Here is a 12,868-nt window from a genome sequence, read left to right on the forward strand (position 1 = left end):
ACGGCGGCCGGATGACGACCGTTCGTGACGCATCGCCGGAGCGACGGGGGTGAGGACCCGGGGACGCGCACCCATCCGGGTATGCGTCCGCTCCGAAGAAAGGCGGGGATTTCAGGAGGAGACAGATGGCACGCGGCAGATGGCACGTCGGCACGATCGTCGCGCGAGTGCGCGCATCCGCAGCGATCGGGGCCTCCGGGCTCGACGCGGTGGAGAGGGCGGAGCGCCGGGCCGAGGTCCTGCGCATCGCCGGAGGAGTCGACTCCGGTCGTCTCGGCGACGACCAGGCGATCGCGGCCTTCGGCCGGATCGTCGACGGCCTGCAGACCGACCTGCCCGGCTCGGCGCTCGGCGCCTAGCCCGCGAGGCCGGCGTCCCGGCACCCGCCCGGAGCGGACGCCCGCCGGGCCGACATCCCGAGCCTCCGCGGCGCTGAGACCCGCCGGGCGAGCGTGCCGACGGCCCACTGGGCGCGGAGACCCGGCACCCCGAGCACCCGCGCGCCGCGGAGCCCCGCTACCCCAGCGTCCCGAGCGCGATCCGCGGCAGCAGCCGCTGGATCGCGACGGCCGCCGCGCCGCGCGCCCACTCCACGAGCCCGCCGTCGTCGACGAGCAGCGCCAGGGGCGGAGCGTCCGGGTCGCGCGTGGCCGCGATCGCGGCGTCCACCACCGCGGCCTGCTCCGAGTAGAGGGCGACGCCCTCCCCGGCCAGGATCACCGTGCCGGACATCGAGAGGTTGCCGATCGCGGCGATCATCGTCCCGAGCGCGTTGCCGGAGTCGGCGAGGATGCGCTCGGCACCGGGGTCGCCCGCGCGAGCGGCGGCGAAGCCCTCGGCCAGGGTCAGCTCGCGGCCGGTGGTGACGAAGAGCTGGCGGAGGAGCGAGGGCAGGCTGAGCATCGCGGTCGAGCAGCCGCGGTGGCCGGCCTCGCAGACGGGCCCGGTGGGATCCAGCGGGTAGTGGCCGCCCAGGCCGAGCCCCGCCTCCGGGGGCGCGACCACCCGGTCGTGCACCACCAGTCCGTAGCCCACGCCCGCGCCGACGGTGAGCACCGCGAAGTGCGGGATGCCGCGGCCGCGCCCGAACCAGTGCTCGGCTCCCGTGAGCGCGACCACGTCGTTCTCGAGGGCGACCGGCAGCCCGAGGGCAGCGGAGAGCGGAGCGGCGAGGTCGACGTCGCGCCAGCCGAGGAACGGCGCGCGGCTCACCCGGCCGTCGGCGGCGATGCTCCCGCCGAGCGTCACGCCCAGACCGGCGAAGGCGGAGGGGCCGCCGAGCTCGTCGACGACCGAGACGATCGCGGCGATCACGTCGGCGGGCTCCGTGCCCGGCAGCGGGCGGACCAGCTCCCGCTCGGTGCGCGCGCGCAGGTCGGTGCGGACGGCGAGGACCTCGGTGCCGGTGATCTTCACGCCCGCGAAGCTCAGCGCGTCGGCGCGGATGTCGAGCGGGCGGGCGGGGCGGCCGACTCCGGTGCTCTGCTCGGGGCCCTCGACGACCAGGCCGCCGTCGAGGAACGGGCGCGCGAGCCGGGTCAGGCTGGCGGGCGAGAGGCCGAGGCGGCGGCCGAGCTCGGCCCGCGAGACGGGACCGTGGATCAGGACCTCGCGCGCCAGGAGCTCGGAGGAGCTCCCGGAGGCGTCCTCGGCGACGATGGTGTCGGTCACGGGGCTCCTTCTTTCCGGCCTGGTAGAAAGCTACCGGTAGCGCGCCGCCCCAGGAACAGATCCGGCCACTCGCGCCGCTCTTGACACCCCTATTACTTCTGCTCTAGAAATAAGCCATGCACCGCAGCATCGCCCCCACGAACGACTCCGTGACCCTCTCCGGCCGGGAATCGCGCCTCTTCCACTTGCAGGACGGGGGCACCAGCGTCGTCGTCGACGCCCGCCTCGTCACCTTCCCCACGATCGTGCACTGGGGCGCCGCGCTCGCAGATCTTTCCGCCGCCGAACTATCCGCCCTGGCAGACGCCGCCCTCCCCCAGCGCGTCTCGGGCGGGCTCGACGCCTTCGCGCCGTTCGGCCTCGTCGCCGTCGAGGCCGACGGCTGGCAGCACGCCCCCACCTTCGAGGGCACCCACGAGCGCGCGGCCGCGTCGGAGCGGTTCGAGGTCGAGAGCATCGAGGCGCTCGGCTCCGCCCTCCGGACCGTCGCCACGGGCGCGGGCGTCCGGCTGACCGTGGACCTCGAGGTCGATGCGGCCGGCCTGCTCACCCAGCGCGCCCGGGTCGAGAACCTCGACGCCCGCCCGTTCCGCCTCGAGCGCTTCGAGCTCGGCTTCCCGCTCCCCGCGACCGCGCGCGAGATCCTCGACACCACCGGGCACCACCTCCGCGAGCGCCACCCGCAGCGCCGCCCACTGACCATCGGCGAGCACACCCGCCGCACCCGCCGCGGCCGTCCCGGCGCCGACGCGACCCTCCTCCTCGCCGCGGGCACGCCCGGCTTCGGCTGGGAGCGCGGGCTCGTGCACGGCGTCCACCTGGGCTGGAGCGGCGACACCTCGCTCCGCGCCGAGCGCACCGTCGAGGGCGTCTCGCTCCTCGCGGCCGGCGAGCTGCTGCGGCCCGCCGAGATCGAGCTCGCGCAGGGCGAGAGCTACGAGACCCCGGTCGCCTACGGCTCCTGGGGCGACGGGCTCAGCGCTCTGCAGGCCCGGTTCCACGCGTCGCTCCGCGCCCGCCCGCAGCACCCCGTCGCTCCGAGGCCCGTCACCCTGAACACCTGGGAGGCCGTCTACTTCGACCACGACCTCGCTCGCCTCACCGCCCTCGCCGAGCGGGCCGCGCGGATCGGGGTCGAGCGCTTCGTGCTCGACGACGGCTGGTTCCTCGGCCGCCGCGACGACACCGCGGCGCTCGGCGACTGGACCGTCGACCCTTCGGTCTGGCCGGAGGGCCTCACTCCGCTGACGGACGTCGTCACCGGCCTGGGCATGCAGTTCGGCCTCTGGGTGGAGCCCGAGATGATCAGCCCCGACTCCGACCTGGCCCGCGCGCACCCGGAGTGGATCCTCGGCCCGGCCGGCCATCTCCCGGCCTCGGGGCGGCAGCAGCAGGTCCTCGACCTCTCGCAGCGCGGCGCGTTCGAGCACGTGCTCGGCGCCCTCGACGCGCTGCTGACCGAGTACCCGATCGCGTACCTCAAGTGGGACCACAACCGCGACGTGATCGAGGCGGTCTCGCCCGCCACAGGCCGCTCCGCCGTCCACGAGAACGTGCTCGCGCTCTACCGCCTGCTCGACGAGCTGCGCTCCCGGCATCCCGGCGTCGAGATCGAGTCGTGCGCCTCCGGGGGCGCCCGCGTCGACCTCGGGATCCTCGCCCGCACCGACCGCATCTGGACGAGCGACTGCATCGACCCGCTCGAGCGGCAGACCATCCAGCCCTTCACCCAGCTGGTGGTGCCGCCCGAGCTGATGGGGCAGCACATCGGAGGGCCGCGGTCGCACTCGACGCAGCGCACCCACTCGCTCGCCTTCCGCGCCGGCACCGCGCTGCCCGGCCACCTCGGCATCGAGTGGGACGTCTCGGATCTCGCCCCCGCCGTCGAGGAGGAGCTGACCGCCTGGGTCGCCTTCCACCGCGAGCACCGGGCGCTGCTGCACACCGGGACGGTCGTGCGCGCCGACCTCGCCGACGACGCCGCCTCGCTCTCCGGAGTCGTCGCCGCCGACCGCTCCGCCGCCCTCTTCACCTTCACCCAGCTGCGCACCGGCGAGACCTACCCGCCCGGACGGATCACGCTCCCGGGCCTGGACCCGGAGCGCACCTACTCCGTGGCGCTCGCCCCGGTCACGTCGCCGCTCGGCGGCCCCGGGCAGTCGCCGCTCGGCTGGGCCGAGCACGGGACCGCGCTCCGCGGCCGCGTGCTGGGCACCGTCGGGCTCCAGGCCCCCGTCCTCGATCCGGAGCAGCTCGTCGTGCTCGTGCTCACCGCCCTCTGACCCGCCCTCCCGGCTCCGGAGCCGACCCCGCTCCCCCGCCGCCGCACCTGCTCTCGCACCGCCCTCCGCGGTCGAGCGCGCCCTGAGACCTGTCCCCACGCGCAAGGAGGCGCCGCATGTCCGCTCATCCGCATCCCCCCGGGTTCTCCCGGCGGCTGTTCCTCTCGGTGCCGCTCGCCGCGGCGTCCGCCGCCGCCCTCGCCTCCTGCGCCTCCTCCGGCGCCGGCGACGGAGTGACCACGCTCGACTTCTTCCAGTTCAAGGCGGAGGCGGTGGAGGACTTCGCGCGGATCATCCGCGAGTTCGAGGCGGCCAACCCGGACATCCGGGTCATCGCCAACAACGTGCCCGACCCCGACACGGCCATCCGCACCCTGCTCGTCAAGGACAAGGTGCCGGACGTGCTGACCCTGAACGGCAGCGGCTACTACGCCGACCTCGCGAAGGCCGGCGTGTTCCACGACTTCACCGGCGACGAGCTGGTCGAGCGGGTGAACCCGGCGGCCCTCGACATCCTCGCCGCCCTCGGCAGCTTCGAGGGGAAGGAGGTGAACGCGCTCGCCTTCGCGAACAACGCGGACGGGATCCTCTACAACCGCACGATCTTCGCCGAGAACGGGATCGAGGTGCCGACCACCTGGGACGAGCTGATCGCCGTCTGCGAGACGCTCACCGCCGCCGGGATCACTCCCTTCTACGGCGCCCTGCTCGACAACTGGACCGGCGCCCCCGCCTTCAACGCGCTCGGCGGGCAGCTGCAGCCGGACGGCTTCTTCGACGCGATGCGCGAGGAGGGAGCGGCGCTCGGCCCCGACTCCCCCGTCTCGTTCTCGAAGGACTACGCGACGACGATGGAGCGGCTCGGGCAGCTCTTCTCGTACACGCAGGAGGGCTCGTTCGGCCGCGGCTACGACGACGGCAACCAGGCCTTCGCCGCGGGCGAGGCGGCCATGTACCCGCAGGGCATCTGGGCGATCAACCCGGTGCGCACGAACAACCCGGACATCGACCTCGGCGTCTTCCCCTACCCGGTGCTCGACGACCCGGCGGACACGCGGGTCACCTCGGGCGTCGACGTGGCCGTCGCCATCGGCCGCGGCACTCCGAAGCTCGACGCGGCCCGCCGCTTCGTCGACTTCCTGCTGACCCCCGGAGTCGTCGAGCCGTACGTCGCGAGCCAGGCCGCCTTCTCGCCGCTGGTCGGCGCCGCACCCAACTCGGACCCCACGCTGGCCGAGCTGCAGCCCTACTTCGAGCAGGGACGGCTGATCGGCTTCGTCGACCACCAGATCCCCGCGAGCATCCCGCTCAACCCCACGCTCCAGGCGTTCCTCGCCAGCGGGGACGCCGATGCGGCGCTCCGGACCCTCGACAGTGAGTGGCGCAAAGTCGCGGCACGCACGACCAGGAAGTGACCCCATGACCACGACCACGACGGCCGCCGCGCAGGCGGTGGCGACCACTCCTCCGCCGCCCGCGCGCCGCAAGCGCACCATCGGGCGCACCTCGAAGACCTTCTACTGGATGACGGTCCCCGCCGTCCTGCTCTTCTTCGTGCTCCACACGGTCCCGGTCCTCACCGGAATCTTCTTCAGCTTCACGGACTACGCGGGCTACGGCTCCTGGGACCTGATCGGCGCCTCGAACTACCTCGCGCTCCTCCAGGACGACCGCGTCTGGAAGGCCTACGGGTTCACCTTCGGCTTCGCGATCGTGGCGACCGTGCTGGTGAACGTGATCTCGCTCGCCATCGCCGTCGCCCTCAACGCGCGGATCAAGTTCCAGACGGCGTTCCGCGGGATCTACTTCATCCCCTACGTGCTCTCGACCCTGGTCATCGGCTACGTGTTCCAGTACCTCTTCGCGAACTCGCTGCCGCAGATCCTCGGCGCGATCCCGGTGATCGGCGAGAACATCCTCGCGAACGCCGACTGGGCGTGGGTGGCGATCGTGGTGCTGGCGGTCTGGCAGGCCTCGGCCTTCTCGATCATCATCTACCTCGCCGGACTCCAGACCATCCCGGGCGAGCTCTACGAGGCGACCTCGCTCGACGGAGCGGGGAGGTGGCGGCAGTTCACCTCGATCACGTTCCCGCTGATCGCCTCCTTCTTCACGATCAACATGGTCATCTCGATGAAGAACTTCCTCCAGGTGTTCGACCACATCATCGCCCTCACCAACGGCGGTCCCGGCACCTCGACGGAGTCGATCACGCTGCTGATCTACCGCGGCGGCTTCCAGGGCGGCGAGTACGCCTATCAGACGGCCAACGCCGTCCTCTACTTCCTCATCATCATCGTGGTCTCGCTGATCCAGTTCCGAGTCCTCAGCCGCAGAGAGGCGTCGTTCTGATGACATCGACCATCACCCCCACGACCGCGATCGCCCTCGGCGAGCCCGAGGGGCGGCGCCGGCCCTCCCGCGACACCTACCGGATCAACTGGTGGGCGACCTCGCTCATCGCGGTCTGCTCGCTGACGATCCTCCTGCCGCTCTACTTCGCCGTCGTGACCGCGCTGAAGACGCCCGACCAGCTCGGCGGCACAGGGTTCGAGCTGCCGACCTCGATCTCGTGGGGCAACTTCGCCGAGGCGTGGACGGCGACCCGCTTCCCCCAGGCCTTCGTGAACACCGCGCTGATCACGGTCGGAGCCGTCGTGCTGACGCTGTTCTCGAACTCGATGGTCGCCTACGCGGTCGCCCGGAACATGCACAGGCCGTTCTTCAAGGGCGTCTACTTCTACCTGCTCGCCGCGGTCTTCGTGCCGTTCCCGATCATCATGCTGCCGGTGGTGAAGGAGACGGCCCTGCTGGGCCTGGACAACCAGGCCGGGCTGATCCTGCTCTACGCCGTGTTCGGGCTCTCGATCAACACGTTCATCTACACGGCCTTCATCCGCTCGATCCCCATCGAGCTCGAGGAGGCGGCGCGCACCGACGGCGCCTCGACCTGGCGGACCTACTGGCAGGTGATCTTCCCGCTGCTCGGCCCGATGAACGCGACCGTCGGGATCCTGACCTGCGTGTGGGCGTGGAACGACTTCATCCTGCCGCTCGTGGTGCTCTCGGACCCGTCCGCCCGCACCCTGCCGCTGGCCGAGTACGTCTTCCAGGGGCAGTTCAACACGAACTACACCGTCGCCTTCGCGTCCTACCTGATGGCGATGGCGCCGCTGCTGATCGTGTACCTCTTCGCGCAGCGCTGGGTGGTCAGCGGAGTGATGCGCGGGTCGATCAAGTAGCGGTCGCGGCGAGCGCCGCCTCGAGCAGGTCCGTGAGCACGGTGCCTCGCGAGCCCGCGTCCTCCGGGTGCCACTGCACGCACCAGAGTGGCGCGGACTCGTGCTCGAGGGCCTCGACGGTGCCGTCGTCGGCGCGGCCGACCACGACGAGGCCCTCGCCGGGACGGTCGACGGCCTGGTGGTGGGAGCTGCGGACGTCGAGCTCGGCGGCGCCGAGGATGCGAGCGAGGGCGCTGCCCGGCTCGAGCGCCACGCGGTGGTCGACCATCCCGGACAGGTGCTCGCCGGGGACCGACCGGCCCACGTGACCGGCGCCGGGCAGGTGCTGCACGAGGTCGCCGCCGAGGGCGACGTTGACCAGCTGCATCCCGCGGCAGATCCCGACCAGCGGGGTCCGCGTCTCGACGGCACGGCGGACGAGCGCGATCTGCGCGCGGTCGGCCGCGGGGAAGGACTGGCCTCGGTGCGGGTCGTCGGACCGGCCGCCGTAGAGGGACGGGTCGACGTCCTCCCCTCCGGTGACCACGACGGCGTCGGCGGCGGCGAGCCGGCGCTCGAGCTCGGCGGCGCCGGCCTGCTCGGCAGGGACGCGGTCGACCACGAAGCCCGCGGCGGTGGCGGCCGAGACGACGCTCGCGGTCAGCAGCTGCAGCTCGATCTCGAACTCGGGATCCTCGCGGCCGCCGTCGGCGACGTCGACGACGAGCAGGACGGGGCGGTCGGAGGCCATGCGGACATCGTGCCACCCGGCCGGCTCCGGCAGAACGTCGGCGGAGAGCAGTGCCCCTCGGTCGAGAGGCGAGGAACCGCGCGTCCGGCCGGCGTTCTGCGCGAGCCCGCAGACCTCTCCCGGGGTCTGGTCAGGATCCGGTACCGCGATCTAGGATGTTCACTTTCACATCCCGTGCGAAGACGCACACCTCCGCGGCCCTGCGGATCGTGCCTCGACGCCGCACCCGATCACGAGGGCCTATCTGCATGAGACGATCACGATCGGCGGTGAGGACCGCTCTGGCGGTCGCGACCGTCGCCGCCACGGCGCTGCTCGGCGCCACGGTCCCCAGCTCCGCCTTCGGAGCCACCGAGACCCCGCTCCTCCACTACACGTTCGACACCGCCCCCACCGGCACCACGGTCGCCGACACCAGCGGCAACGGCTACAGCGCGACGCTGCGCGGCTCCGGGGCCCAGTTCCGCAACGGGCTCATCAGCCTCCCCGGCGGATCCGCCGCGGCCGCCCCCTACCTCGAGATCCCCACCGCCGGCCTCGTCGGCAAGAAGGACCTGACCTTCTCGACCTGGCTCGCCCACAAGGGCGGGACCGGCAACGTCGCCGCCGCGTTCGTCGGAGCGCCCGTCGCCTCCGGCGCCTCGTTCTCCTCCGGCTACTGGCTGCTCAACCCGAGCAACCTCTCCGGCTACACCAAGTCGGTCGTCACCAACTCGGTCAACGCGGGCGCTCCCTACAACACCGAGGTCGGCGCCGGGGCGACGGGCACCCCGACCGTCGGCGCGCGCACCCCCTCGGGCCTCTCGCTCTACACGACCGTCATCGACGGCTCGACCGGCAAGCTCACCGTGTACGTCAACGGCGCGCAGATCTCGCAGAGCACGATCGCCCGCGACGTCTCCTCGTTCGGCCCGTCGCTCGTCGCGTACATCGCGCGCTCGACCTACAACGACCCGGGCTGGAACGGCGAGATGGACGACTTCGCCGTCTACGACAGCGCCCTCAGCAGCAGCTCCGTGCAGGCGCTCTACTCCTCGCAGGCCCTCGACCGCGCCGTCGCGTCGGTCACGGTGCCCACGGAGGCGACCGCCGGCTTCACGGTGCCCACCACCGCCAGCGGCGTCGGCATCACCTGGACGTCGAACAGCGCGGCCGTGGCCATCACCGGCGGCACCGCGACCGTCACGCGCCCCGCCGCGGGGCAGCCGGACGCCACCGCCACCCTCACCGCCACCTACAGGGTCGGCACCGAGACCCGCTCGGTCGACTACGCGGTGCGCGTCGCCGCGCAGCTGGACGACGCGACGAAGGTCCAGCGCGACCTCGCCGCGATCGCCATCCCGAACGTCGGCGACATCCGGACGAACGTCTCGGTGCCCACCACCGGCACGCTCGGCTCGAGCATCGCCTGGAGCGTCGTCAGCCCGAGCGGAGCGACCGTCCGCGACGGCAGCGCCGCCGGCACCCGCACCATCGACGTCGACCGCCCCGCGACCGGGAGCCCCGCGATCGACGTGGTCGTCCGCGCGACCGCGACCAGCGGATCCACCACCCGGACCCGCGACTTCACCCTCCGGGTGCAGCCGCTCCCCGCCGGCACCGACGACACCGAGGCGTACGTCTGGGCGTTCTTCACCGGAGAGGGCGACGGCGCCGAGCGCATCAGCCTCGCCGCCTCGAAGGGCAACGACGCGCTGAGCTGGAACACGCTGAACGGCGGCAAGCCGGTCTTCACCTCGAACCTGGGGACGATGGGCCTGCGCGACCCGTTCATCATCCGCTCGCACGAGGGCGACAAGTTCTTCATGCTCGCCACCGACCTGAAGATCGACGGGCTCCCCGGCGGCTTCGACACCGCGCAGAAGTCGGGCTCGAAGTACATCGAGGTCTGGGAGTCGACCGACCTGGTGAACTGGTCCGCCCAGCGCCACGTCAAGGTCTCCACCGACTTCGCCGGCAACACCTGGGCCCCCGAGGCGTACTGGGATGACGAGCTCCAGACCTACGTCGTCTTCTGGGCCTCGAACATGTACCCGACCACGAACACGGCCGATCGCGCCTCCGTCACCTACAACCAGATGATGTACGCGACGACCGAGGACTTCACCTCCTTCTCGGAGGCGAAGCCGTGGATCGACGTCAAGCGCGGCGCCGGCAAGGGCACCATCGACTCGACGGTCGCGAAGGACGGCGACACCTACTACCGCTTCACCAAGGACGAGGCGTCGATGACCCTCCGCGAGGAGAAGAGCACCGACCTGCTGGCCACCGTCTCGGGCTCGCTGCCCGGCACCGGCGGACCGGCGGACGAGTGGTCGCTGGTCAAGGAGAAGGTGGCCTCGGGCCTGCCCAACGGCGAGCCCGGCAAGACCTTCACCAGCGGTGAGGGCCCCAACGTCTTCCCCGCCAACGAGGGCGACGTGAACGGCCTCGACTGGTTCCTCTTCATCGACCAGCCGAACTACCACGACGGGCCGAACCACTACATCCCGTTCGGCACCGACGACCTCGCGAACGGCGACTCCTGGCAGCCGCTCGGAGCGAAGCTCCGCACGGGCCTGCCGCAGAACGCCGACGGCGGCAAGCCGCGCCACGGCACGGTCATCCCGGTGACGCGCTCCGAGTACCAGAAGGTGCTCGAGGGCTACGCCCCCGGCCTGGCCGTCGCCTCGGTCGCTCCGCTGACCGCGACGACCACGGTCGGCACCGCGCCGGCCCTGCCCCGCGCCACGATCACGACCGCCGCCGGCACCACCAGCACGGTCGACGTGGCCTGGGACGCCGTCGCGCCCGCCGCCTACGCCACGGCCGGGACCTTCACGGTCTCGGGCGTCGCGCAGGACGCGTCTCGCATGCCGGTGCAGGTCACGGTCACCGTGCAGTCCTCGCTGAAGGTGAGCGCGACCGCCACGTCGCGCTGCGTCGCCGGCAAGGTCGTGCTGACGGTCGTCGGCAAGAACGGCGACACGGTGCCGATGGACGTCTCGATCAGCACCCCGGAGGGCGTGAAGACGATCGCCGGAGTGAAGCCGGGCGCCTCCGGCTCCGCCGCGTTCACGGTGCGCTCGACGCAGCTCGCCGCGGGCGAGGCGACGGTCACCGGCACGGCCACGGTCGGCGGCAAGACCGTCACGGCCACGGCCACCGCGCCCTACAGCGCGCGCAGCTGCGGCTGACGCACGGCACTCCTCGGGAGCCCGTCGCACCTCACCGGTGCGGCGGGCTCCCGTCGTCGTGCGGGGGGAGCCGGGAAACCGCCCTGACGCCGAGACGCCGCCGCCTCGGCCGCGCTTCGACGGACGGCGCGGCGCCTCGTCACGCGGGCGGGCCCGGGGCGGCCCGCCCGGCGTCATCCGGCGACGGCTGCCGGTCCGGCTTCGAGCAGGTCGCGGACGCTGCGCGGCTCGCGTCCGAGGAGGCGCCCGAGCTCGGGGCCGGTGCCCGCGAAGAAGCCGCGCTCGGCCGCCCGGTGCATCCCGAGGGTGAAGCGCACGAGGAACTCGGGCTGACCCGCCGCGACGCGCGCGGCGACCCACTCGTCGTCGCCGAGGACACGCAGCTCGACGGGTCGCCCGCCGACCTCGGCCGCGATCCCGGCGATCTCCTCGAACGTCGGAGCCTCCGTCGCGGTCAGCATGATCGGCCCGTCCTGCGGGCTCCCCGAGAGGAGGAGCCGGGCGGCCGCCTCCGACTCGTCCTCGCGGGCCGTCCACGAGACGCGACCGTCCGAGGGGACCTCGATCACGCCGGTCTCCCGCCACGGTCCGAGGAAGAGACCCAGGCTGTGCGCGTAGAAGCCGTTGCGGAGCGACGTCCAGGCGAGTCCGGACTCGGCGAGCAGGCGCTCGGTCGCCGCGTGGTCCCGGCCCGGGCCGAAGGGGGTGTCGGCGGCGGCGCCCTGGTGGCTCGTGTAGAGGACCCGTCCGACTCCGGCCGCGACGGCCGCCTCGACGGCGGTGCGGTGCAGGGCGACGGCGTCGGCCCGCGGATCGCTCGAGGAGACGAGGAGCAGCTGATCCGCTCCGTCGAAGGCGCCCGGGAGGGAGGCGGGGTCGGCGTAGTCGCCGACGCGCACCTCCACTCCGCGCTCCGCGAAGCGGGCGGCCTTCGAGGCGTCGCGGGCGACGACGGCGATTCCGGAGGCGGGGACGGAGTTGAGAAGGTGGTCGACGGTGGCGCCGTTCAGAGCGCCGGTGGCACCGGTCACGATGATCATGGGGAGAGCCTTCCGATGAGGGGTACGCGGGGATCCTCACCGACCCGCCCTCCCCCGGCGACGGCGGGCGGCTCACCGCCCTCGTCGGCGTCCGGGCCCTCGCACCGGAGCTCGCCGGCCTCACGCCCGCGGAGCGCCTGCTGCTAGCGGACTGGCTCGACCGTGCCCTCGCGGCGGCCGCGCAGGAGTGACGGGCACGCAGGAGTGACGGGCACGCAGGAGTGACGGGCGCGCTTCCACCACAGGAGCGACGAGCGCCGTCCCGCCGCGGAAACGAAGGCGCCTCCGTCCCGCAGAGACGCGGGCTTCGCGGCTAGGCGCGCTTGCCGTCGGGCGGGAGGATCGACGCCTGGATGAGCGGCACGGGGAAAGGAGGGCATGTTGAAGCTGTGGAGCGCGTCGAACGCGTTCCTCTACCTCGGCAGCGTCAAGGAGAACGACTTCCTGCAGAACGTCTCCGAGCTCGTCAGTGACTACGACCGCGAAACGACCTCCGCCAGCTACAACAAGGGCGTCCGCTCAACCTCGACCGCCTTGAAGCGCGAACGGATCCTGACCGTGGACGAGCTCGGAGCGATGCCCCGCGGCCGCGCCGTAATGCTCTCCACCGGATCGAGGGCCGCGCTGCTGCGCACCGTGCCCTGGTACGAGGGCACGAAGGAGAAAGTCGCAGCGATCAAAGCCAGACGTGTTCTCGGGCGCGGACCGGCTCGTCGCTGACGAATGT

10 protein-coding genes are annotated in these 12,868 nt (G+C 72.4%); 7 read left to right on the plus strand and 3 right to left on the minus strand.

Features of this window, described 5'->3' with window-relative positions; translation table 11 throughout:
- Window positions 1-125 precede the first annotated feature (125 nt).
- Window positions 126-359 carry a hypothetical protein gene (locus tag C5C44_RS03895; RefSeq protein WP_104287992.1) on the plus strand — a complete coding sequence of 78 codons (234 nt, stop codon included), beginning with the start codon at window positions 126-128 and terminating at the stop codon, window positions 357-359.
- Window positions 360-516: 157 nt separating this feature from the next.
- On the opposite strand, the gene C5C44_RS03900 is transcribed toward C5C44_RS03895, so the two are convergent.
- Window positions 517-1,671: an ROK family transcriptional regulator gene (locus tag C5C44_RS03900; RefSeq protein ID WP_104335351.1), complete on the minus strand. Its 1,155-nt coding sequence runs from the start codon at window positions 1,669-1,671 to the stop codon at window positions 517-519.
- 116 nt (window positions 1,672-1,787) lie between these two features.
- Between C5C44_RS03900 and C5C44_RS03905 the strand changes: the two genes are divergently transcribed.
- From C5C44_RS03905 to C5C44_RS03920, 4 genes are all read left to right on the plus strand, one after another.
- Complete coding sequence (locus C5C44_RS03905) at window positions 1,788-3,953, plus strand: alpha-galactosidase (protein WP_104335352.1); 2,166 nt, start codon at window positions 1,788-1,790, stop codon at window positions 3,951-3,953.
- A gap of 116 nt (window positions 3,954-4,069) precedes the next feature.
- The gene (locus tag C5C44_RS03910; RefSeq protein WP_104257458.1) at window positions 4,070-5,368 is read left to right on the plus strand and encodes an ABC transporter substrate-binding protein; all 1,299 of its coding nucleotides are present in this window, start codon (window positions 4,070-4,072) and stop codon (window positions 5,366-5,368) included.
- Between the two features lie 4 nt (window positions 5,369-5,372).
- On the plus strand, window positions 5,373-6,305 hold the full coding sequence (locus C5C44_RS03915) for a carbohydrate ABC transporter permease (protein WP_104225874.1): 933 nt from the start codon (window positions 5,373-5,375) through the stop codon (window positions 6,303-6,305).
- Window positions 6,305-7,195: a carbohydrate ABC transporter permease gene (locus C5C44_RS03920; protein WP_374953515.1), complete on the plus strand. Its 891-nt coding sequence runs from the start codon at window positions 6,305-6,307 to the stop codon at window positions 7,193-7,195. The genes C5C44_RS03915 and C5C44_RS03920 overlap by 1 nt, the downstream gene beginning before the upstream one ends.
- Here C5C44_RS03920 and C5C44_RS03925 read toward each other — a convergent pair.
- The gene (locus C5C44_RS03925) at window positions 7,188-7,925 is read right to left on the minus strand and encodes a gamma-glutamyl-gamma-aminobutyrate hydrolase family protein (protein WP_104260516.1); all 738 of its coding nucleotides are present in this window, start codon (window positions 7,923-7,925) and stop codon (window positions 7,188-7,190) included. The genes C5C44_RS03920 and C5C44_RS03925 overlap by 8 nt on opposite strands.
- Before the next feature lie 269 nt (window positions 7,926-8,194).
- Here C5C44_RS03925 and C5C44_RS03930 point away from each other — a divergent pair, with 269 nt between their 5' ends.
- On the plus strand, window positions 8,195-11,101 hold the full coding sequence (locus C5C44_RS03930) for an immunoglobulin-like domain-containing protein (RefSeq protein ID WP_181132704.1): 2,907 nt from the start codon (window positions 8,195-8,197) through the stop codon (window positions 11,099-11,101).
- Between the two features lie 173 nt (window positions 11,102-11,274).
- Here C5C44_RS03930 and C5C44_RS03935 read toward each other — a convergent pair whose 3' ends face one another.
- Window positions 11,275-12,141, minus strand: coding sequence for an NAD(P)H-binding protein (locus tag C5C44_RS03935; protein ID WP_104335354.1), 867 nt, complete (start codon window positions 12,139-12,141; stop codon window positions 11,275-11,277).
- 378 nt (window positions 12,142-12,519) lie between these two features.
- On the opposite strand from C5C44_RS03935, the gene C5C44_RS03940 reads away from it, so the two are divergent.
- Complete coding sequence (locus C5C44_RS03940; protein ID WP_104247249.1) at window positions 12,520-12,861, plus strand: TraM recognition domain-containing protein; 342 nt, start codon at window positions 12,520-12,522, stop codon at window positions 12,859-12,861.
- Window positions 12,862-12,868 lie beyond the last annotated feature (7 nt).

Origin of the sequence: Rathayibacter sp. AY1F6, assembly GCF_002932035.1 — a bacterium.
Classification (GTDB): Bacteria; Actinomycetota; Actinomycetes; order Actinomycetales; family Microbacteriaceae; genus Rathayibacter.

Excerpts from the sequence above, each read along its gene's own strand:
- C5C44_RS03895 (WP_104287992.1), top strand. The coding sequence starts at position 126 with ATGGCACGCGGCAGATGGCACGTCGGCACGATCGTCGCGCGAGTGCGC.
- C5C44_RS03915 (WP_104225874.1), top strand. The coding sequence starts at position 5,373 with ATGACCACGACCACGACGGCCGCCGCGCAGGCGGTGGCGACCACTCCT.
- C5C44_RS03920 (WP_374953515.1), top strand. The coding sequence starts at position 6,305 with ATGACATCGACCATCACCCCCACGACCGCGATCGCCCTCGGCGAGCCC.
- C5C44_RS03935 (WP_104335354.1), bottom strand. The coding sequence starts at position 12,141 with ATGATCATCGTGACCGGTGCCACCGGCGCTCTGAACGGCGCCACCGTC.
- C5C44_RS03905 (WP_104335352.1), top strand. The coding sequence starts at position 1,788 with ATGCACCGCAGCATCGCCCCCACGAACGACTCCGTGACCCTCTCCGGC.
- C5C44_RS03940 (WP_104247249.1), top strand. The coding sequence starts at position 12,520 with ATGTTGAAGCTGTGGAGCGCGTCGAACGCGTTCCTCTACCTCGGCAGC.
- C5C44_RS03910 (WP_104257458.1), top strand. The coding sequence starts at position 4,070 with ATGTCCGCTCATCCGCATCCCCCCGGGTTCTCCCGGCGGCTGTTCCTC.
- C5C44_RS03925 (WP_104260516.1), bottom strand. The coding sequence starts at position 7,925 with ATGGCCTCCGACCGCCCCGTCCTGCTCGTCGTCGACGTCGCCGACGGC.